Origin of the sequence: Arsenicibacter rosenii, from assembly GCF_001870735.1 — a bacterium.
Taxonomy (GTDB): Bacteria; Bacteroidota; Bacteroidia; order Cytophagales; family Spirosomataceae; genus Arsenicibacter; species Arsenicibacter rosenii.
On record NZ_MORL01000001.1, the window covers coordinates 281909 to 304010 of the forward strand.

Genomic DNA, 22102 nt, shown 5'->3' on the forward strand with positions numbered 1-22102 from the left:
GGGGGGATTGTGTTTATGGCATACTAATTGCTAAGTATTTTTTGCGTAAACTTGCCATAATAAAAGCAACAGGCATCGTTTAAAAATCAACGTTTCTTTTCTGTTCAATCAACGTGAAACTGCACAATTCCTGGATACGGCGAATCATCAGCTTAGGGTTACTGACCCTGCTGCTGTACCATGCCCTGGGTACTGTTCTGGTTTCGCTGGGGGTTTGGTGGCAGGAAGAACATGACCTTTCGAAACGGCTGACCGTTTATCGCTCCGTCGACAGTCTCGTTGAGTTTCAGATTGCCCTGACCGATCATGATACGGGAGAAGGGGTTCTGAAGGCTACCGAAGAAGGGTTTACCTACCGGGGCCATTATTTTGACGTTGTCAGCCTGGAGATCAAAAACAATGTATTGTATGTCTCCGGTTTAGAAAACAAGCATGCCTCCTTCTGGCAGCGGGATTTGTTGTCGTTTATGAAGGAAACGATTCATGCCCGGTCAGAGTCGGAACGCAAGGCCAGCAACTGGCTGAAATTACTCCTGAAAGAATACTCCCCGAATACCAGAAATATACTTTGTTTCTTCCTCTACGACTGGCGTGACCATGCGCGTATTCCCGTAGGGAACAGCCTGTTTACGACCCGGTCGCTTCCTGTTCATTCGCCCCCGCCACGGTTTGTCTAACCTTGTTTCAGGGTTTCTGTTGCTATGCTGCGTTCGTTACGTACGGCACAGCTATGTCTGTCTGTGTAAGACCGGCATAGGGTGATTGCTGCGTGCCGGAACCGATGCATGGACATACAAAAGTCGCTGTTGCAGAAGGGTATACCTACCCGCTGGCAGCCTGATTATACCCGTACAAACCGAATTCTTCACATGCCTCATATACCATTACCCGATCATTTACCAGGTATCACCGGACTGCTTGAATACCGGCTTGATACCGCTATGCCTATCCGCGAACTAACACAGATTCTGCTTCGCGGAGAATCTACCCTGACCCAGGGCGAACGCGAACTGATTGCGTCGCTTGTGTCGTCCCGGAACTGCACCCGCTTCTGTACGGCCGCTCACACGAAGGCTGCCGACATCCTGCTGGGCGAAGATCAAACCGCCCGGGCGGTACTGGCCGATCCGGAAACGGCTCCGGTCAGCGAAAAGATGAAAGCCCTGCTGCAGATTGCCGCGCAGACGCAGGCCCCGGGCAGTGCCGTGACGGAAGAGGCCGTTGAGCGTGCCAGAAAGGCCGGCGCTACCGACCGTGAAATCCACGATACGGTGCTGATTGCGGCGCTGTTCTGCCTGTACAACAAGTATGTCGACGGGCTGGCTACGGTAGCTCCGGCCGATCCCGCGTATTACGATATACTCGGCGACCGGATTGTGCACCGCGGCTATGTCCGGCCGCCGGGCGGGTATCCGGCACCGGCCAAAACGAACGGATAACATTCCGGAAACATGTTGCCCATTGCCTGCCACTGACCCGTAAAAACGGGTCGGAAGGGGGCGTATTAACCAAAAAAATCAGAGAAACCATTATGACATTCTATACATCTGCTGCGCGTGCTGCGTGGCTACTGCTTCTCCTTTGCCTGTTCTGCACAATAACCTATGCACAGAGCGTTCAGCTTACCGGTACGGTACTGGACCCGGCGGGAAATCAGCCGCTGACCGGGGCTGCCATTACGCTGAAAGGCACCAAATCCGGAACGACAACCGATGCCTCGGGTGCTTTTAAGCTAGCTGCCGACGGAAAAGGCCCATACACGCTGGTCATTTCAATGATCGGCTACGAAACGCAGGTTGTACCGGTAAAGGCGGCCGGTGAGGCGGTGAGTATCCGGCTGAAACAGGCAACCAGCACCCTGCAGGAAGTGGTGGTCGGCGCGTCGCGGGTCGAAGAAAAGCTGGTCCGCGCGCCGGTGACTATCGAGAAAATGGATGCCCGCAGCATTAAGGAAACGCCCTCGCCCTCGTTTTATGAGGGGATCAACAACCTGAAAGGCGTTGACATGGTAACCAGTGGCCTGACCTATCGCCAGATCAACACGCGCGGGTTTGCCAGTACGGGGAACAGCCGCTTCCTGCAACTGATCGACGGTGTTGACAACCAGCCCGCCGGTTTTGGCTTTTCGGTCGGAAACATGTTTGGCCTCAGCGACCTCGATGCCGAGCGTGTTGAACTGGTACCGGGTGCTGCGTCGGCGCTGTATGGTCCGGCAGCGTTTAACGGGGCATTGCTGATGACAAGTAAAGATCCGTTTAAATACCAGGGACTCAGTGTGCAGGCAAAAGCAGGGGTCAATCACCTCGGCGACCCGAATACCAACGCCGCCATGTATAACGACCACGCCATCCGCTATGCCAAAGCGTTTTCCGGCAAACTGGCTATCAAACTGAATGCGGCCTATATGTGGGGGCTCGACTGGTATGCCACCGACTACACAGACGTAAACCAGACGACGCCGGTAGAACAACGCGGTTCGAAGAATCCGGCAGCTAATGCCGTTAATAGTTACGGGGATGAAGTGGTCAGAACGCTGACCGGCGTCGGACAGGTGTCGCGGACGGGGTATAAGGAACTGGATCTGACCGATTACAATGTCTATAGCCTGAAACTGAACGGTGCCCTGCATTACCGGATTACCCCGAAGCTGGAAGCCATCTATGCGGCAAACTTTGCCAAGGGTACCGCTAACTACACGGGCTCAAACCGGTTCTCGGTCAACGGATTTTCGCTGATGCAGCACCGCGTAGAACTCAAGGGCAGCGACTTTTTTGTACGCTGGTACAGCAATGCCGAAGATTCACATGACTCCTTCAATACCCGCTCACTGGGTCAGCAGATTAACCGGACCTGGGTTCGGGATCTGAACGGCAGCGTGGTTACGCCGGACAAGGCCGATGATATGTGGTTTACCCGCTATTCGGCGGCCTATACCGGCACGGTTCCGAACGTGGCGGGCAATGACCACACGGTAGCCCGTGCCTTTGCCGATCAGGGGCGTTTGCTGCCGGGTACTGCTGAATTCAACGCCCAGAAACAGCGGCTGGAGGGAATTCAGGGGCTGAACGGGGCCGGGATTCTGAGCCAGACCAGTATGTGGCATACCGATGGGCAATATAACCTGACATCGGCCCTGAACAACAAGGCGGAAGTGCTCGTGGGCGGCAATTTCCGGCAATACAGCCTCTTCACCAACGGCACACTGTTTGATGATAAGGGCGGGCGGATTAAGTATTATGAGTTCGGGGCCTTTATGCAGGTGAGTAAATCCTTGCTGGCAGACCGCCTGAAACTGACCGTCTCGGGGCGTTTTGACAAGAACAAGAACTTTGCCGGTTACTTCACGCCGCGTGCCTCGGCCGTTTATTCGGTGACGGATCGTCATCACTTCCGGGCCAGTTACCAGACCGGTTTCCGGAACCCGACCCCGTCCGACCAGTTTATTAAACTCAACGTAGGCCCGATTACCATCCTGGGTGGTGCACCCGGCAACAGTGCCGGTATGAACGTGTACGAAAACTCCTTTACGTCGGCCAGTGTCAATCAGTTTGGTGCCGGTTTCGGGGCCGATGTGAACAAGGTCGGACCGCAGCAGGCCCTGTTGAACAATAAGGATAAACTACAGAAATCAAATGTCCCCTACATTGCGCCGGAGCGGGTAAACAGCATGGAGGTGGGCTATCGCGGCCTGTTGACCGGTAATCTGTCCGTCGATGCCAATTACTACTATGGGATGTATGATAACTTCATTCTGAATACGGTAGTGCTCCGGCCAAACAGTCCGGTACTGGGGGCAGATGGTAAACCAAACCCTGCCGCTGCCCAGGATCTGCTGAGCGGACGCGTTCAGGCCTTCCAGCTGTATACCAACGCACCCGACCGCGTATCGGCACAGGGCGCTACCCTTGGCCTGACCTACCGGACCAACAGCGGCTATCAGATCGGGGCAAACGGGACATGGTCATCGTTCGATATCCGGAATGCAAACCCCAATAACGTAGCGGCTTTCAATACGCCCCGCCTGAAAAGTAACGTAACCATCGGGCACCGGAACGTGCTGCCTAATGTCGGTTTCAATGTAGCCTGGCACTGGCAGGAAAGTTTCAGCTGGGTCGGGTCGTTCAATTCGCTGATTCCGGGTCAGGTTCCGGCCTATCACTTGCTGGATGCCCAGGTGAGTTACCGCATGCCGGCCACGAAAACGGTGCTGAAGCTGGGAGCGTCGAACCTGACGAACCGCTACGTGGTTCAGGCTTACGGGTCGCCGGCCGTGGGTGGGTTGTACTATCTCTCACTGGTATTTGACGCTGGTTTACAGAAATAAGCAACAAAAACGGGCACTGCCGGACCGCTGGCAGTGCCCTGCTACTACTATGGAAGCAATGACCTTATCGTCTGATCTTCAGACAAAAAAGTGGCTCGCCTTCGGTCTGTGTGCCGTATCGTATCTGCTGGGAGGTACCGCCTCGACGCTTATGGCTACCTTTCTGCCGGTGGTGGTACCGGAACTGCTGGAGCGTTCAGGCTCCGCCGCAGGCGTCGACGAAGTAAGTGCCTGGATCAGTGCGGCATTTCTCTATGGCTGGATGACCGGTGGCGTTGTATTTGGCTTTGTCAGCGACCGGCTGGGCCGTGCCAGGGCCGTGGCGTTTGTCACGGCGTTGTATGGGCTGAGTATGCTGATGACCGTTTTCGTCACCGACTGGCAGGTGCTGCTGCTGCTGCGTTTTCTGACGGGAGCCGGGGTTGGTGGCGTACTCCTGCTGACTACGGTGTATATCTCCGAAATCTGGCCGGCGCAACAGCGGGCGGTGGTTCTGGGGGTACTGGCCGTCATGTTTCCGGTCGGCATCGTTACGACTGGTATCTTAAATGCAGGGCTGGTCTACTGGCGGGAAGCCTTCTGGGTCGGACTGGTGCCGGTGCTGGTGTCGATGACCATGCTGGCAGGATTACCGGAGTCGGCCCATTGGACAGATCACCGGCAATCGGTAAAAACCGCCGTTACCTGGACCTCCCGCGATAAAGCCAATCTGCTGACCGGCGTGCTGGTGTTCGGCGCGGTGCTGATCGGGCTCTGGGGTACGTTTTCCTGGATACCAACGTGGGTACAATCGCTGTTGACCGATGGCCGGTCGGGTAGTCAGGAGCGCGGCTTTACCATGATGCTGCTGGGTACCGGAGGCATTATCGGCGGAATGTTATCCGGCATGCTGCTGAACCGGCTGGGCACCCGGCGAACCTTGCTGCTGACCTTTGCAGGTTGTACGGGAGGCTGCGCGCTGCTGTTTCTGACCAATCGGTCCTTTTCAGCGGTTATCTATGCCGAAACGGCTTTTCTGGCGCTTTTCTTCGGCATCAGTCAGGGGGCTTTATCGAGCATTATCCCGGCATTATTCCCGGTCCACATCCGGGCTTCGGCATCGGGCATCAGCTTTAATGTGGGGCGGTTCTTTACCGCGACTGCGGTCTTTTTTGTAGGCTCACTGGTTGCCTTGCTGGGCGGACTTGGCAATGCGCTGCTGGTTTTTTCGGGCGCCTTTCTGCTGGCTTTCCTGCTGGTCTATCTGAGAATCAAGGATAAATAAACAACCGCTTTACTAACATGGCTCACATTCAACTCAATAACGATGCACCGGGCATCCGAAGCCTGGTACTTTACCGGCCGGATACCGGCAAACCACTGTACGAACTGGCGCAGGCGCTGCTACGGGCGGGCTCACCGGACAGCACGCTGACCGATGCGGAACGGGAACTGATTGCGGCTTACGTCTCAGGACTGAACTGTACCAGCTTCTGCCGGAACAGCCATGCCGCAGCAGCGCGTTACCTCTACGGACAGGAACGCGATCTGGTTGATCAGGTATTGGCAGATCCGGAGACGGCAGCGGTTTCCGGCAAACTGAACGCCTTGCTGGTCATTGCCCGGCATGTGACCGAAGACGCCCGGACGGTATCGGAGGCAGTAGCCGGAGCTGCACGGGCGGCAGGTGCTACGGATGGTGATATTCATGATACGGTGCTGATTGCTGCCTCGTTCTGTATGTATAACCGCTACGTTGACGGGTTGGCTACCCTGACACCCACCGACCCGGCAGCCTACGAGGCGATGGGCGAGCGCATGGGCACCCTCGGCTATGTATTACCTAAGCCTCACTAAAAACCGATTCCCGTATGCCACATATTCCGTTACCGCCCGGTATTCCGGGCATCCGCGGGCCGATGAACTACAGCCCCGAAACCGCCAGACCCATGAATGACCTGGCCAATGTATTGCTCAGAACAAACGCTCACCATCCGGATTCAACGCTCAGTGAAGGAGAGCGCGAACTGATAGCCACATATGTTTCATCACAGAATGACTGTTATTTCTGTCAGACAATTCATGGCGCAGTGGCCAGCCATCATCTGGGCGATGAGGACTGGTCGCTTGTCAGCGCGGTGAAATGTGATTACCGGCAGGCACCGGTTTCGGAGAAGATGAAAGCGTTGCTGACGATTGCCGGCAGCGTTCAGAAGGGCGGGAAGCACGTGACTGCGCAACAAATTGATGCAGCCCGTTTGGCTGGTGCAACCGACCGCGACCTGCATGATACGGTCCTGATTGCGGCTGCTTTCTGCATGTTCAACCGCTATGTGGACGGGTTGGCCACAACCGCTCCGGTTGATGTTCCGGACTTTTATAGAATGCGGGCTGCCGGTGTCGTTGCCAACGGATATGCCGCCAGCGATCCCGGATAACCGGCCTGTATACTAACCAAAACGGGTAGCCCATTCAAAAGGCTACCCGTTTTTTATGGCCGAAAAGATAGTCGGAAAGCTGGATGATTTGGGTTCTGCCAGCGGAACCCGGCCGGGTTGCTGTTCGGGAAACACCTGTGCGTGAAACCACTGCGCGGCGAAATGAAATCCGAGAATGCCGATGACGAGTGCCGCCATAATCAGATACGTCTGAAAAGGATTGGGGGCTTTGGAGAGTTGAAACAGGATCGCAATGGCCGGTGGATGGATGCAGGGAACGGCCGCCAGCAGAGCGACCGCCAGCAGGGTCATCACAAACAGGCAAAACATGTTATTACCCCAGAACACACTGTTTAGCAAGCCAAGGTGACCAACCAGTACATAGGCGAGTAAAACGGTTTTAGGACGGGCAAAAATGCCCTGCGGGTTAGCGGCCAGCAGGACAATAGTAGCTGCTAACGGCGGCACTACAGCCAGTTGATCTGTCTGTAGTGCCGCGAGAAACAGCAGTTCGATACCCAGAATATATAAAGCCCAGCGAACAGCAGCTTGCATGTCTGTCAGAACGGATTATTGATTTATAGTTGCATACTTGACCGGCTGAGCCGCGCGCCCTGACCGGATAACCGACAGCCACCAGAAGAAAAGAAAGCCGCCCAGAACAATGGCAACGCTTGTCAGAATAACCGGAAGCGGGGGACGCAGCGCGATCAGGGCGCCAATATACTGTACTACAGTGGTGAAATACAGGAAATTAGCAATGGTTTCGCGGGTCAGGAAGTTGATGATATAGGCACCAAGCGGAGCCATGAAAATAACCACCGGTATGGCACACATCCAGTACCGGAACGTAACCGGCTGGAAGTCCTGTAAAACAAAAACGTGCAGCAGGAAACCAATAATGGTGTGAATGGTCATGATAATGATCGACGTAGGCGTTGCAATCTTCTCACTGGTTGAATAATAAAGCGTGAAGAGGCAGAACGTAAAAATATTGATGCCGTCGCCGAAAATAGCCGTAATGACACCGCCGATGAAGGCGAAGATGAGAATCCGTGCGTAATCGGCGGTAGTCAGATCTCCCAGACCACTTGTGGTGACGCGGCCGGTTTTCCAGTTGGCCAGATACAGGGCAAAGGCAAAACTCAGCCAGAGGGAAACAAAAAAGATTTTGGTCATGGGACCGCTGATGAGCGGAACGATAAAAAACGCTCCGAACAGTAAACCGGGTATGCCGCCGATTGTCACGGTCCGGATCGCTTTCCAGTCGACCTTTATTTTCAGGCTGATAATGAGCAGGCTGGCCGAAGTCATACCAATGCTCTGAATGGCAAACGAAAAGTTACGGGCAACCGGTGGCGGCAGTTTCAGCAGGAGGGTAAAGACCGGAAAGGCCACGGCACCACCGCCCTCCGACGTGGCTCCGGCTACAAACGAACCGAAAAACATGGTGACTGAGGCGGGCCAGTGTTCCTGATAAAAAGAAAAGCCATTTTGCGTGATCATGTAAAAAAGCCACGATGGCATGACAATCGCGAAAAAAAGCAGATAGGCGAGTGGGAGTTTTTTCATAAACGGTTCATGTATTCACGAAAAAAGAATCCATAATCGTGCCAGAATGGCTACCGGTTAGGCGGTAGCCTGGAATTAATTAGTCAAAAACAATAAGTTCATGGATGTATCTAATTAATTGCGTTGCCCATAGAAAAAGACAATTTTTTATTGAAAGCAATCAATTGCTGTGAAAAATAGACAAATGAATTATTTATTGAACGGTGATAAAATTTTTTATTCATGTAACAGTGAATGCAACTTATGCTTTTTAGTGAGTATGTTGCGATTAATGGCTTAATTATCAGTGATTTTGGTTATCTTTGTGTGCATTTTGAAAGAAATGTGCGTGATTAGGGAACATGCCCAGCCAGCTTGGTTGGGCTTTGTCTATTGTAGCCGTTCCTATTCAGATTTAACGGAATACGCAATAGAAATGACCCGTTTGGCACTCCCCGATTGCTTTTTGTTCGAGAACCCTTCGATGACAACCCCCTTTTGTCCTAATTTCCGCTTTGCTTTGCGGGCATTCCGGTAACGCTTCCCGTTAAGGTAATAGATGACCGAATCGGGCGGGTAGCTGAACGGATCAAACCGGATCGAATAGCCGGATTGCCGGCCGGCCGGATGGTCAACAATTTCGCCGTGACCGGGCCGGATATCTTTGTAATCCGGAAAAGCGTTCCGGTTGGTTTGGGCAAAAAGCAGGCTGCTTCCCGAAACGGAAAGAACCAGCAAGGCGGGAATACATAAGCGGAAACGCATAACGGTAAAGAGTTTATCCGCTAAGATACAGAAACGGCTTGTCGGGTTGTAATCAGTTCTGCTTTATCAGCCGGACGGCCTTTAGAAGGCGGTCGCCTTGCCTGAAAACAGCCACATAAGTACCGGCGGGCCACGTCTGCCCGAATACCGGATTGTTTTTTGTCTCAAACGAAGCAACCTCCCGACCTGCCATATCGAACACCGTACAATGGCCCGTAAACGGCTGCGTTAACTGAAAACCCGACGTCCCCGGGTTCGGGGCAACGACAAGGGCCGTGGCAGGATCGAAGCCAAGGATCGCGTTTGCCTGCCTGCCGGTTAGCTGCAGGGAGATGACCGACATTGCCGGTAAGTCAAGCGATATGGTATTGTTACTGACAGGGACTGTGCTCGTTTTCAGGGCGTTGTTGCTGTGTGAACTAAAGGTTTCGGTCGCGGGCAGATTCGATAATAACCGCAGCGACGCAAACTGCCCCGACGCGGTAAAGTGCTTGAGGGTAAGCTGCATGGGTCTGGCTTCGGCCGATCGGTTAACGAGGGCAATCGTTAGCGAGTCGTTGGTTTCATTGGCCGTTGCATACGCCGAGACCAGGGTTTCGGCGGTCGACAGAGCATCGACACGGACCGGCTGGTTGTACCGGCTGAACAGGTGCAGCACTTCCCACATACCCGGTTGCCAGGTCCACGGGGCAAAAAGCTCCACCTCATTGTTCATGAATTCGCCGAGGGTAGAGGCGTACCAGATGGCCTGAGTGTTAGCATTGTTGGCAGCGTTCAGGCCGGCTTCGGTCAGGCCAAGCCCCACGCCATGGCTGGTCCCCATGTATTTGGCCAGCCATTCCCGGCAACGGCCGAAGATGTATTCCTTATTGAGACTGGTATCATAGCCGCCATTGATGGTGCGCAGGCCGTTGGCTTCAGGAAAGGCATAGGTCCGGTCGAAAAAAATGCGGTGGTATTGTACCACCTCTTCGGGTTTGGTGCCGGAGGGGTAAAAATGCACGTCCAGCACATCGAGCAGCCGCACCCCCGTGCGCTTCTGCTCCTCAGCGATGCGTTTGATGAAAAACTCCAGCCACGGGTATTTTTGCCCGCCGGCATCGGTGACGGGTTTATTATCGTAGTTGTACCATTGCCACTCATTCGCCGTCACGGGTCCGACCAGTTTTATGTCCGGAAACCGGCTGCGGGCTTTCAGCGCCACCTCAACGTATTTCTGAATAAACGCTTCCGCTGCCAGCTGTGCGGGCATAATGTCATCGTGGGTACCCGACCAGATTTCGGGTTCGTTATCCATGTTCCAGTACCGGAAGCGGGTTTTATCAAAGCCTGAACCACCGGGCCCGAACCAGTGGGTCAAGAGCCCGACGGTAGAGTCGGCCGGCCAGTTTTCGAGGTACAGATCCGGATTGCCGTCTTTAAGGGCTTTGGTGGCAGTACTGGCGGGGTTGACCGTGCCGCCGCCCGCTAAATTCTGGTTGACACCCTGCCACCACTGCGACTGGTTATAGCTCCAGTCGTTGAAATTGGCGGTCTGCGTCCTGGCGGCCTTACCGATGAGCTGAAAGGCCCACATGCCCTGTGCCTGCGGGAAATAGGTTGTGAACTGTGAGGCAGCGAAATCCCAGTTGTTGGGATAGACGTTGTTGTACCAGTCGGGGTGGCTCGACAGTTTTCGCCGCCAGTTGTATTTGGTGGCGTTATTGCCCGTACATTCGCGGAAAAACCGGACGCCCGCATCCTGTAAACGTGTGAGGTCTGCCCTGGTCAGGGGCTTTTGCGGATCAACGGGCAAAGAATTGTTGCGCCCGTAGAGATAGGGAGATACCGGCTTACGGTTCGCCAGCACATCCACCTGAATCTGGACGGCTTGTGCCAGGGTAAGCTGAGAAAGTCCGGCTAAAGAAAAGGCAATAATGAGCGCGCGCATACGAATCGGGTTTACGGCTCAAAATTAAGCAGGAGCACCAAAGGCTGCTGTCGGGTAAACCCTAATCTTTCGCTGAATAGTACCAGAAAAATGACAAATGATCCCATAAAGACGTATGACGGCATATCGTTCCGCGAAAAATTCATTCAGAACAAGCCGAAACTGAACGAAATACTGCGGCCGGATTATGCCCGTTTTTTCGTGGTAAAAGTCGAGGATATGATCCGGCTGATGCGGTTGCCGGTACCCCCGACGCGCTCGCTCGGCAATACCATCATTTACCTGACCGAAGGCGAGGCCATTATGAACATTGGCAGTGAGCGGTACCGCATTGTGGCGGATGAATGCCTGATTGTACCCGCCGGTGAGGTTTTCTCATTCGATAATATTGACCTGAACCACGGCTATCTGTGCGCCTTTCAGGCCGACTTTCTGGTCGGGAAATTTGCCGGCCGCGAACTGATGCAGGAATTTGAGTTTCTGAGTCATTGGGGAAACCGGTGTATCCAGTTGCCGGCCGATGCATCGGGCTATGTCGGACAACTGTTCAACCGGCTGATGGCTGAGTATATGGCCAGCGGACTGGCCCATCCCGACATCATTCAGCCGTATTTTATTGCATTACTGTGTGAACTGAACCGTGCCTACAAACCGCTGACGGGCACCCGGCAGGGCAGTGCCGTCACGATCACGAACCGCTTCAAAGCCCTGCTGATGACTCAGTTCCGGACGCATCACCTTGTGACAGATTATGCGTCGATGCTGAGCATAACGCCCAATCACCTGAACAAAACCGTAAAGGCCATTACCGGCAAATCGCCGACGCGCTGGATTGACGAGGCCATTGTACTGGAAGCAAAAGTGCTGCTGGCCAACAGCCCGCTGACGGTCAGTCAGGTGGCGGCCGAAGTCGGGCTGTTTGATGCGTCGTACTTTACCCGCATGTTCCGGAAGTATGAAGGAACGACACCGCTTCAGTACCGGAAATGGATTGGAAAGTCCTGAAACTGTCGCTATCTGTCCTAGCTGGTCCGACAGATGGGGGAGATATTTGTAGTTCTGTTTTTATTACCTGATATGTATTCAACGGCCTTAGTTATTCATTCTTTTTTCCGCTGGCTGGTCCTCCTAAGCCTGTTATATGCCATATTCCGCGCTTTCCGGGGAATACAGGCCGGAGCTCGCTTTTCAAAAAATGACAATTCAATCCGGCACTGGACGGCCACGATCTCGCACATTCAGTTGCTGCTGGGGTTTGCGGTATACCTGAAAAGTCCGGTTGTCAACGCCTTCTGGGACAACCCGAAGGCTGCCTCGGGGCAGATGGGCCTTCTGTTTTTCAGTGTGATTCACTTTGCGCTTATGTTGCTGGCGATCATGGTCATTACCATCGGGTCGGCGAAGGCAAAACGGGCGGAAACCGACCGGGAAAAGTTTCGGACGATGGGGGTGTGGTTTGCCGCCGGTCTGTTTATTATTTTCCTGGCCATTCCGTGGCCTTTCTCCCCGCTCGCCAACCGGCCGCTGCTGAGAGGGTTTTAAACCACGGAGGACACAGAGGCAGGCACGGAGCAACACAACGTATACTAAACGCTGTGGATCTTCTGCCAACCTTCGTGTCCTCCGTGGTTATAAAAAACTTATTTCTTACGGTTTTTGGCGTATCTGAAAAAAAAGTCTCCAGTCAAATGTTGCAAGTTCAGTTCTGTAATCCGGTATCTATAATCGGAAGAAGGTGGTTTTGGGATATTACTGTTGTTGTCATTCATTCTTTCTGTCTCAGCGCTGGCATTCCTTACCTACAGGCAGATCCCGTTACGAGATAGGTCATTGTGTCGGACGTGCTCTGCCCGCAGGCATCGGAATAGGTTACCTTCAGGGTGTAGGTACCTGGCTGGGTTACATTCAGGCCGTTGATGGCATAGCTGCCCACTTGCCGGTACACCGCACTGAAGACATATCCGCCGGGTCCTGTGAAAGTGTAGCCCGTACCGTAGCCCGTACCCTTTAACGTTACCGAACAGTTATTGGGGCCCAGTGGGCTGGAAACCGTCATGGAAGTGGCCCTGGCTAATTGCGGCTGTCCGCAATCAATGCCCGGTGCCTGACATGCGCCTGTTGTGACGGTAATATCTGAGTTACAATCTAATGTATTCCAGTTACTTTCAGGAATTGTATTCACATCTTCTCCATCCTGATAGAAGTATTCGTTCTCCGTATCTCTGATTATCCAGGCGCTCAAATTACCTAAGCTACCATACACCATGTACACGCCCGTAGTGGTATTTTGCAGGGCTCGTTTAATAGTTTCAGGTATTGGGAGTGTCGGAAATGAAGTTGTCTCCACATAGGTGCCATTAGCCACAGAGCAATCACCCGTAGCTCCTGATATACAAACGGTTGCCGAAGGAGGGGCCGCCACCCAACTTAGCGTAATACTACCCGTACCCTCATTCACGCCCTGCTCATGCACCACACTGGTGACACCATTCAATGGCAGGTTGGCAGGGTCGGGGTAGCTACTGCCGCCGCCGCCACTAGAAGCATTAAATTCGCCACCACCCTGATAGTAGTACTGACCACCACCACCACCGTAGTACCCACCGCCACCACTACCGCCACCACTACTATTACCTTTACCACCAAGGCCAAGTTTTCCGTCTTCTGGTTGAGTAACACCTCCGTCTGAGTCTCCCCCCTTACCTCCTGCAGATTGGGTTCCCCCGCCACCACCACCACCACTATCGTTGTACCCACCGCCAACGCCACCGATTAGCCCACCACCAACGCCACCCTCCCTAACATTGCCAGCCCCCCCGCCCCCACCAGCGACTAATACCCGATTGCTGAGGTCAGAACCCCCAATCCGGATGTCGGTTGCTCCTCCACCCTTACTGAATGAACCATTCCCTCCACCGTTGAAGGGAATGCCCCCTACATACAGACTTAAATTTTGACCGGGCGTAACCGTCAGCGTAGCCGCTACCCGGCCACCCTTACCACCGGGATAAAATGTCGGAATAGGTATCGAAAGTTGAGAGTTTTGCACACCCTCCCCCTGTGCGCCATTGGCTACCACGCTGAGAGTGGTTACCCCCGCCGGGACAGTGAAAGTCTGTACATCCCCGGTGTAGGTAAAGGTTTGGGGACTGGTTTGAGCAAACAGTGCCGGCGAAAGGCCCAGGCAGATGAGCAGGATAACGAATAACCTTGTGTGGAGAGTCTGTTGCGCTGAGGGGTTTATCTCCCTTTTATGTACTTGTGTACGCATGTGAAAGAGGTTTGGTAAGTAAGTGAAAAAGTTAGCGGTGCAGGAGCCGGATCGCTTCTGCCGTCTGGGCCAAAGATAGACCCGACGGCAGGACCCGAATTGGCCAAAATAGACCCTGATTCGGCCTAAAGGCAGATTTTCAGACCCCGAATTGGCCAAAATAGACCCCGATTTGGCCAAAAGGCAGATTTTACGGTTACCAAACGGCGGGAGTAGTTATTTTTAAGTGTTTTCTGAACCATCCTGACTTGTTTTAGCGTACGTCAGTACACCGTTAAAAATGGATCGTTTACCCCGCTATTCGCCTTGCCTGTATCTGTGGGTGCTGCTACATCTGGTTTTGCCTCCCCTCCGGGCGCAATCGCCGGTCAGCCAGCCGCCCTACATCGTCAGTGCCCGACACCTGACCTTCGGGCAGCGGGTGCCCAGCCGAATCGTTACTACGTTTGGACAGGACGCTCAGGGGTTTATCTGGATAGGCACCCTCCAGAATGCCTATCGGTTCGATGGCCAACAGTTCGAACCGCTCATGCCTGCTACTGCCACTGCCAATACTGCTCCTGCCAACTTTGGATGCTACACGATCCGTACCGACCAGGCGGGGTATCTGTGGTTAATGGGGGGAGTAAATCGCAAGCTCCAGACTATTCAGATTGTCCCTCCCGGAAAAACAAAGGCCGTATCGTTTCAGGAAGCGTTTGGGCATGCAGACCCTTTCCGGGCCGACCCGCTGCTGTTCTTCCCCCCAAAAGACAGCCAGCCGTTTCGGTATCTGATCACCACAAGCGGGCGGGTAGTACGGCATCTGGGGCAGGGTAGTTTCCAAACTATCCGGCACTTGTTTCTCTCTGATGGTTTCAGTGATGTGTTGGGAACGCTGGAAACGCCGCAGGGATCATTACTGGTTACGTTGAAACGGGGCAAAACGGGGGCGGGCAGTACCCTGCTGGAAATCGACTCGTTGGGTCGGGTACTACGTCGGCAGGACTTTCCCCGGTTACTGGTTCCCATTGCGCATACAGCCAGTGGAGTGGTCTATTTGCAGGCCCGGGCTAAAGTTGATCCGCCCAAAAGTCTTCCCCGCTTAACCGACCATCAGCTTGATGATTTTCTGTACGAACTGTCGCCGACAAACCAACTCACCCCACTGTCGATCCATTTCGGCCGGAACCCGATTGGCGACCGGAGCGACGACATATTTCTTGCCATGACGGTCCGCTACGACTCGCTCCGAAATCTGTTCTGGATCGGTAGCGGGCAGGTCTGCTTTGCCTGGCACCCCACACACGGCGTCGTGTTCGATCTGATGACCACCCGCCTGCCCACACCGGGTATGCAGCAGTTTGCCCGGTCGTATGTAGACCGGACAGGAGCTGTTTGGCTTGGTACCGACGACGGGGTGGTGCTGCTCACCCTCGAACCCAATCAGTTCACCCGTTACCTGCATCAGGCCGATCAGGCTCCCCGGGCCATCCGCCATTCCATTCGCGGCATGGTGCAGCATGGAAACCGGCTTTGGGTGAATACCAATAAAAGCCAGTGGGTCGATTTGCAAACCGGCAGGAGCGAACCTGTTTTTGACCCCCACGACCCTAAAAAGTCAACTCTGTCCTACCTATGTCCGGTCATCAAGGATAAGTCGGGCCAACTCTGGACAATCCAGACCGGGCTTGTCAACATCAACCCGCAGACCGGGCATAGGACCACCTATCCCATTCCGGCTAAAGAACCTTATGATCTGGGTGTCAGCCTTTGGGACGATGGCAGGCACCACATCTGGATGAGCCACCGACAGGGTATAAGTATTTTTGATACCCGACAGGCGCAGTGCCGGTCTTTTACCCGATACAATCGTTTTCCCGAACTCGCCCAAAGCCAGGTCAATGGCTTCTTCCCCGACCCGAAAACCCGGGAAATCTGGGTAGCTGCTTCGTCGGGGCTGTATGTATTAGATACCCTGCGTGGCATCGTTGCCCGCTACAGCACGCAGAACAAGGCACTGCCTTTTGATCACATTGCATTTGTGCATCCCGATCCCGACAGTACCTCGGTGTATTGGCTGGCCACGCTTGGTGGCGGACTTATTCGCTGGAACCGGCAGACGGGCCAATACAGACAGTTTACCCGGAAGCAGGGTCTCGCCGACAATACCCTTTATGCGATTTATGAAGACCGGCATCACCGGCTTTGGTTGCCCGGCAATTACGGCCTGATGGCTTTTGACCGGCAGACGCATAAAATCCGGATTTTTCACACCGAAGACGGAATCGCCGATGAAGAATTTAACCTGATTGCCCACTACCGCGCTCCCGACGGGCGGCTGTTTCTGGGAGGGCTGAACGGGATTACGGCGTTCTACCCCGATCAGATACAGGCTACCAAACCCGGGCAGTCGCTGCTGTTGGTTACCCAATACCACAAATTAGATCCGGACACGGGCAAAATGGTAGATTACCTGCCTCAGTTCGAACAGCAGAAAGAGGTCCGTTTAACGGCTGCCGACCGGCTGGTTTCGCTTTCCTTTGCCCTGCCCGACTACCGCTATCTGGGCAAAACCCGGCTGTGGTTTCAGATTGGCGGCTGGCAGGAGAACTGGGTGGTACAAAACGGGTCAGAACTACGACTAAACGGACTGCCCGCCGGAGAATATAGCCTGAAAGTTCGTGCCCAAACAGACAATGGCGACTGGGTTTCTCCCATTCTGACCATTCCCATCCATATTGCAAAACCGTTCTATTGGCAAGCCTGGTTTATTGGTCTGGTGCTGGCGGGACTGGGTAGCCTTATTATGATTTACATCCATTGGCGAAACCGGCAGTTTGTCCGGGAGAAAGCCCATCTGGAAGCCGAAGTGGCCCGACGAACAGCCCGGATTGAGCAGGATAAAGCTACGATTGAACGCGACAAAGTGATTATTGAACAACAAGCCGCCGACTTACGGGAGAGTGCTGCCGTGAAGGCCCGTTTTTTTGCCAACGTCACCCACGAATTTCGTACCCCAATCACGCTGATATTGGGGCCCCTCAACTTGCTGGCCAAACGAAGCAACGATTTCACAACGAGCCAACTCATTGCCACCATGCAGCGGAATGCGCAGCACCTGCAATGGATTGTCAACAATCTGCTCGACCTGTCGCGGCTGGATGCCGGCCAACTGGAGCTGGCTCCTCATCCGGTCGATCTGGCAGACCTCACCAACCGAACAGTGGCAGCTTTTGCCACCGAGGCCCGATTTACCAACATCCGCCTCATGACAACGGGAACCGCAGCGCCGCAATGGCTGCTGCTCGATGCGCCGAAAGTAGAAACGGTGCTGCGAAACCTGATTGCCAACGCCCTGAAATTTACACCTCCCAACGGACAGATTACGGTGCAGCTTCAGACTCAGAATGATCCCGTATGCCTGCGCGTTACGGATACGGGCTGCGGGGTTCATCCGGACGACCTGCCCTATATTTTTGACCGCTATTACCAATCGCGCCGGCCGGATGCGTTGTTGCAGGGCGGCACCGGTATTGGCCTGGCTCTCTGCCGCGACTATTGCCGCTTGTGGCAGGGCGAACTCACCGTGCAAAGCCAATGGGGGAAGGGTAGTACATTTGCTGTCACCTATCCCCGTGTTTGGGTCGATGCCGTCAGTAAATTCCGGCCCGATGAGCTGGCCCGATCTACAGGATTGCCGTCTACGTCTACCACCACCACGCCCCGTGACTCCAGTCGTGATCTTGTGTTGCTGGTAGAAGATCACGTAGAGATGACGGCTTATCTGAAGACGTTGCTGGATCCGGTTTATGAACTTCATAGCTGCCGGAACGGTCGCGATGCGGAAGTATGGTTAGCCAGCCAGCCAGCCGATCAGTTACCGCAATTGATTATCACGGATATTATGATGCCCGAAATGGACGGTATTACATTTGTTGGCACGATTCGGCAACAAGCCCGCCTCCGCTCCATTCCGATTCTGATGCTGACGGCCCGCACCGATCAGGCCGTGCGGCTACAGGCCCTCCGGCTGGGTGTAGCCGATTACCTGACCAAACCGTTTGATGAGGAAGAGTTGCTGACGCGCCTGCATAACCTGCTTACCCGTGCTCAGGAGCGTAACCTGTGGGTCCAACAGACCCCGCCCGACGAATCGCCGGTTGGTGAGGACTGGCTTGAGAATGTCGAACAGTTTATTCAGGGCAAACTTGCCGATAGTAGTTTTCAGATCAGTGCGCTATCCTATGAGTTTAATATGAGCCAGCGCCGGTTTTACCGGGCGATAAAAGAGCGGACGGGTTTATCGCCTCTCCAGTTTGTCCAGGAAATCCGCCTGCAAACGGCCCGCGAATGGCTGGAAAGCGGGCAGTACGAGACTATCAAAGAAGTTGCCTTAAGTGTAGGTTTTCAGAAGCCTTCTTATTTCGCCCGGCTCTTTCGCCAGCGCTTTGGGATCAATCCGGCCAGTTTGCGCCCCGGCGAAGGAGCGTTGCTTTGATTAAACCCGGAGAAATTGACACCAATCCCGCATACATTTTTCTGTCCGGGACTTCGTAGAAAGTTTATTCTGCACACTCCGCCCGGATGACCGGCAATTTCTCCGTGTTTTGGTTTGATGTTTTCGTAATCCGGAAAGGATTCCTGACTGCTTCGTGCAAACCCTCGTGTCCTCTGTGGTTATAAAAACCTTATTTCTTACGGTTTTTGGCGTACCATTCCTGGAAGCTTTCGGGCGGTGCGGCCGGCATTTCACGCTGGGTATACCATGGATTCAGTTTGTTGTTCACTAAGAACGGCAGGTTTTTCACTGTCCAGCGTCCGATTTTTCCGCCAAGGCGATACACGGCCGGATGGCTGAACACCGTTGCCATGGCCTGCATGCTTACCTTTTTCGAGGCAGGGGCCAGCCCTTCAGCCATCAGTACCTGCCGCCATTTCCAGAGCTGATCGTGAATATCAATCTTCACCGGACACACGTTCGAGCAACTGCCACACAGGGTCGAGGCAAACGGCAGGTCGGCGTTTTTGCGCATGTCCAGATTCGGGGCCAGAATCGAGCCGATCGGACCCGCAACCGCGTTGTGATAACTGTGGCCGCCGCTGCGGCGATACACCGGGCAGGTGTTGAAACAGGCTGCACAGCGGATACACTTGAGCGAGTTCCGGAAATCCGGCCGCCCCAGCTGCGTACTGCGCCCGTTATCGACCAGCACAATGTGCATTTCCTGCCCCTGGCGGCGTGGCTTACGGAAATGGCTTGAATAGGTCGTTACCGGCTGACCGGTAGCACTGCGGGCCAGCAACCGCAGAAATACACCAAGGTGTTTTTGCTGCGGAATGATCTTCTCGATCCCCATGCAGGCAATGTGTACATCGGCGAGGTTCACACCAAGGTCGGCATTGCCTTCGTTGGTACAAACGACAAAGCCGCCCGTCTCTGCGACCGCAAAGTTTACGCCCGTGATGGCAATTGATGCCCCCACAAACTTCTCGCGCAGGTGCTGACGGGCTGCTTCGGTCAGGTATTGCGGGTCGTTATTGCCTTTTTCGGTGCCTAGGTGCTCGTGGAATGTGTCGCTGACATCCGCCTTTTTCAGGTGAATCGCCGGCATAACAATGTGGCTGGGCGGTTCCTGCCGCAGCTGCACAATGCGTTCCCCCAGATCGGTATCGATCACCTCAACCCCCTGACTGATCAGGTATTCGTTCATGTGGCACTCTTCGGTCAGCATCGACTTGCTTTTCACCATCTTCGCAATGCCCGTCGGGCTGTGTTTCCGGATGATGCCCAGCACTATTTCGTTATGCTCCTTTGCATTGGCCGCCCAGTGTACATGCACGCCGTTGGCTTTGGCATTGGCCTCAAATTGCGCCAGGTAGTGATCCAGCCGTGAGAGCGTATGGTTTTTGATCTGTGAGCCGAGTTCGCGCAGGTCCTCCCATTCCGGAATCGTATGCGCTATCTTGTCGCGTTTCTGGCGGACAAACCACAGCGTCTGGTCGTGCCAGTCGGTACGTTCTTCGTCCTTAATGAACTGATTGGCCGCTTCGGCGTGCGGGATAAGGTGCTGATCAGTCTGCATTTAAGATTTCGGCTATATGTTTAACCTGAACCGGCGACGACTGCCGCCGGAGAATACCTTCAAGATGCATCAGGCACGAAACGTCGCCGCCGATGATGTACTCCACATTATTGTTCAGTTGTTCGCGGATCCGGTCTTTTCCCATTTTTACCGACACCGCTTCTTCTGTGACGCAGAACGTACCCCCGAAACCGCAGCATTCGTCAGGGCGGTTAGGTACGGCTACTTCCAGTCCCGACACCATATTCAGCAACTGCTCAACCTTGGAGAACGGCTTTTCGTTGCGCTCCGACATCGACGCCAGCCGCAGCCCGCGGTGGCCGTGGCAGCTCTGGTGCAGCCCGACCTTGTGCGGAAAACGGGCATTGAGCGAGCTGACATGCAGCACGTCGGTCAGGAATTCGCAGAGTTCATAAATCTGCCCTTTCAGCAGGTGATTATGCTCTTTTACGTGCAGCACACAGGAGCCGGACGGGGAGACAATGTAGTCGAATTCCGCAAAGTTTCTGGCAAAGTTCTGGTCGCAGCCGCCGGTCAGGCTGGCAAAACCAGAGTTGGCCATCGGCTGTCCGCAACACGTCTGATTGCGCGGTACAACCACTTCGCAGCCCAGTTTTTCCAGCAGCTCAAGCGTCGCAATGGCTACCTGCGGATAAAACTGGTCGATATAACAGGGAACAAACAATCCAACACGCATCGGATGTACACATTAAGGGAATAAGCCAGCACTCCCACATAAAAGCAGAGCACCGGCTACGGCTTACTTACTATGACAAAAGAAGCAGTTTTCCGGATGGATTTCTTTCGTTAGATTGGCCATTTTTACCGTTATTTTGGCAAAAAAGCAGGAGTATTAGCCAATATTTCGTAAATTAATCGGTATGAAGCCCCAATTACTGCGTGTATCGCTTACGTCCGAAAATTCATTTAGTGTCCGCCGGGATGTAGTTCTTTACTTCTATGACCGCTGGCATTATCATCCTGAAATCGAACTGCTGCACATTGAGCAGGGGAGCGGTACGCAGTTTGTGGGCGATAATATCCAGAACTTTCAGGCGGGGGATGTCTTTCTGATCGGGTCTAACCTGCCACACTACTGGCGGTGTGATAATGCTTATTTTGAGAACCGGAAAGATTTGGTTGCCCAGGCCACGGTGGTACATTTTCTGGAAAATTTCTGGGGTGATCAGTTTCTGCAACTGCCTGAAAACCGGCCCGTTGCACGGTTTCTGGAAAAAGCACGGCAGGGAATCCGGCTTTTCGGTGAGCTGCGGGAAGGAGTAAAAGTGCTGATGCACGACATGCTGACCCAGACCGGCACCGACAAGGTGATCACACTCATGCGGATACTGGCACTGATGGCGCGGTCGGAGGAGTGGGAGACCCTGTCGTCCAGTGAATATCCCGGCCAGTTCAACGAGGCCGATACCGACCGGATTAACCGGATATATGCCTATGCCCTGGCCAACTTTCAGCAGAAGGTGACGCTGGACGAAATTGCCGCGGTGGCCAACATGAGTCCGCACTCCTTCTGCCGTTATTTTAAATCGAGAAGCCGTAAATCATTCTCCCAGTTTATGCTGGAACTGCGGGTACATCATGCCTGTAAGATGCTCATTGACGGGCAGTTGCCTGTCTCGCAGGTGTGTTTCGACAGTGGCTTCAATCAGTTCTCGACCTTCAACAAGTACTTTAAGGAAATCACCGGCAAAAGCCCCGGACAGTATCGGAAAGAGTTTAAGCAAGGGTAAAGCGGTAATTGATGGAAGTGGAGGCACG

At 54.0% G+C, this 22102-nt stretch carries 17 protein-coding genes; 10 read left to right on the top strand and 7 right to left on the bottom strand.

Features of this window, described 5'->3' with window-relative positions:
* The first annotated feature begins 113 nt into the window (after positions 1-113).
* From BLX24_RS01015 to BLX24_RS01040, 6 genes are all read left to right on the top strand, one after another.
* Positions 114-677, top strand: a complete 564-nt coding sequence (locus BLX24_RS01015; RefSeq protein ID WP_229201665.1) for a hypothetical protein — start codon at positions 114-116, stop codon at positions 675-677.
* 192 nt (positions 678-869) lie between these two features.
* Positions 870-1439 (top strand): carboxymuconolactone decarboxylase family protein, encoded by a 570-nt coding sequence (locus BLX24_RS01020; protein WP_071501221.1) that lies wholly within the window; start codon positions 870-872, stop codon positions 1437-1439.
* A 92-nt stretch (positions 1440-1531) separates the two neighbouring features.
* Positions 1532-4324, top strand: coding sequence for a TonB-dependent receptor (locus BLX24_RS01025; protein WP_071501222.1), 2793 nt, complete (start codon positions 1532-1534; stop codon positions 4322-4324).
* A gap of 49 nt (positions 4325-4373) precedes the next feature.
* Positions 4374-5588 carry an MFS transporter gene (locus BLX24_RS01030; protein ID WP_071501223.1) on the top strand — a complete coding sequence of 405 codons (1215 nt, stop codon included), beginning with the start codon at positions 4374-4376 and terminating at the stop codon, positions 5586-5588.
* Between the two features lie 17 nt (positions 5589-5605).
* Entirely contained in the window at positions 5606-6160 is a 555-nt protein-coding gene (locus BLX24_RS01035; protein WP_071501224.1) for a carboxymuconolactone decarboxylase family protein, read from the top strand.
* A 14-nt stretch (positions 6161-6174) separates the two neighbouring features.
* The gene (locus BLX24_RS01040; protein ID WP_071501225.1) at positions 6175-6741 is read left to right on the top strand and encodes a carboxymuconolactone decarboxylase family protein; all 567 of its coding nucleotides are present in this window, start codon (positions 6175-6177) and stop codon (positions 6739-6741) included.
* A 42-nt stretch (positions 6742-6783) separates the two neighbouring features.
* Here the strand turns inward: BLX24_RS01040 and BLX24_RS01045 are convergent, their stop codons facing one another.
* The 4 genes from BLX24_RS01045 to BLX24_RS01060 form a co-directional block, all read right to left on the bottom strand.
* A complete protein-coding gene (locus BLX24_RS01045) occupies positions 6784-7296 on the bottom strand; it encodes an HPP family protein (RefSeq protein ID WP_071501226.1) in 513 nt (170 codons plus the stop codon).
* 15 nt (positions 7297-7311) lie between these two features.
* On the bottom strand, positions 7312-8313 hold the full coding sequence (locus BLX24_RS01050; protein ID WP_071501227.1) for a sulfite exporter TauE/SafE family protein: 1002 nt from the start codon (positions 8311-8313) through the stop codon (positions 7312-7314).
* A 384-nt stretch (positions 8314-8697) separates the two neighbouring features.
* The gene (locus BLX24_RS01055; RefSeq protein ID WP_071501228.1) at positions 8698-9057 is read right to left on the bottom strand and encodes a hypothetical protein; all 360 of its coding nucleotides are present in this window, start codon (positions 9055-9057) and stop codon (positions 8698-8700) included.
* Positions 9058-9109: 52 nt separating this feature from the next.
* Positions 9110-10987 carry a glycoside hydrolase family 44 protein gene (locus BLX24_RS01060; RefSeq protein ID WP_071501229.1) on the bottom strand — a complete coding sequence of 626 codons (1878 nt, stop codon included), beginning with the start codon at positions 10985-10987 and terminating at the stop codon, positions 9110-9112.
* 90 nt (positions 10988-11077) lie between these two features.
* Here BLX24_RS01060 and BLX24_RS01065 point away from each other — a divergent pair, with 90 nt between their 5' ends.
* Together BLX24_RS01065 and BLX24_RS01070 are read left to right on the top strand one after the other, a co-directional pair.
* The gene (locus tag BLX24_RS01065; protein WP_071501230.1) at positions 11078-11992 is read left to right on the top strand and encodes a helix-turn-helix domain-containing protein; all 915 of its coding nucleotides are present in this window, start codon (positions 11078-11080) and stop codon (positions 11990-11992) included.
* Between the two features lie 72 nt (positions 11993-12064).
* Positions 12065-12529, top strand: a complete 465-nt coding sequence (locus BLX24_RS01070) for a hypothetical protein (protein WP_071501231.1) — start codon at positions 12065-12067, stop codon at positions 12527-12529.
* A gap of 253 nt (positions 12530-12782) precedes the next feature.
* Here the strand turns inward: BLX24_RS01070 and BLX24_RS01075 are convergent, their stop codons facing one another.
* Complete coding sequence (locus BLX24_RS01075; protein WP_071501232.1) at positions 12783-14258, bottom strand: glycine rich domain-containing protein; 1476 nt, start codon at positions 14256-14258, stop codon at positions 12783-12785.
* A gap of 280 nt (positions 14259-14538) precedes the next feature.
* Between BLX24_RS01075 and BLX24_RS01080 the strand changes: the two genes are divergently transcribed.
* The gene (locus tag BLX24_RS01080; protein ID WP_071501233.1) at positions 14539-18738 is read left to right on the top strand and encodes a hybrid sensor histidine kinase/response regulator transcription factor; all 4200 of its coding nucleotides are present in this window, start codon (positions 14539-14541) and stop codon (positions 18736-18738) included.
* Positions 18739-18928: 190 nt separating this feature from the next.
* Here BLX24_RS01080 and BLX24_RS01085 read toward each other — a convergent pair whose 3' ends face one another.
* Entirely contained in the window at positions 18929-20323 is a 1395-nt protein-coding gene (locus BLX24_RS01085) for a lactate utilization protein B (protein ID WP_071501234.1), read from the bottom strand.
* Complete coding sequence (locus tag BLX24_RS01090) at positions 20313-21020, bottom strand: (Fe-S)-binding protein (protein WP_071501235.1); 708 nt, start codon at positions 21018-21020, stop codon at positions 20313-20315. The genes BLX24_RS01085 and BLX24_RS01090 overlap by 11 nt, the downstream gene beginning before the upstream one ends.
* A 184-nt stretch (positions 21021-21204) precedes the next feature.
* Here BLX24_RS01090 and BLX24_RS01095 point away from each other — a divergent pair, with 184 nt between their 5' ends.
* On the top strand, positions 21205-22074 hold the full coding sequence (locus BLX24_RS01095) for an AraC family transcriptional regulator (RefSeq protein ID WP_071501236.1): 870 nt from the start codon (positions 21205-21207) through the stop codon (positions 22072-22074).
* Positions 22075-22102: the final 28 nt, after the last annotated feature.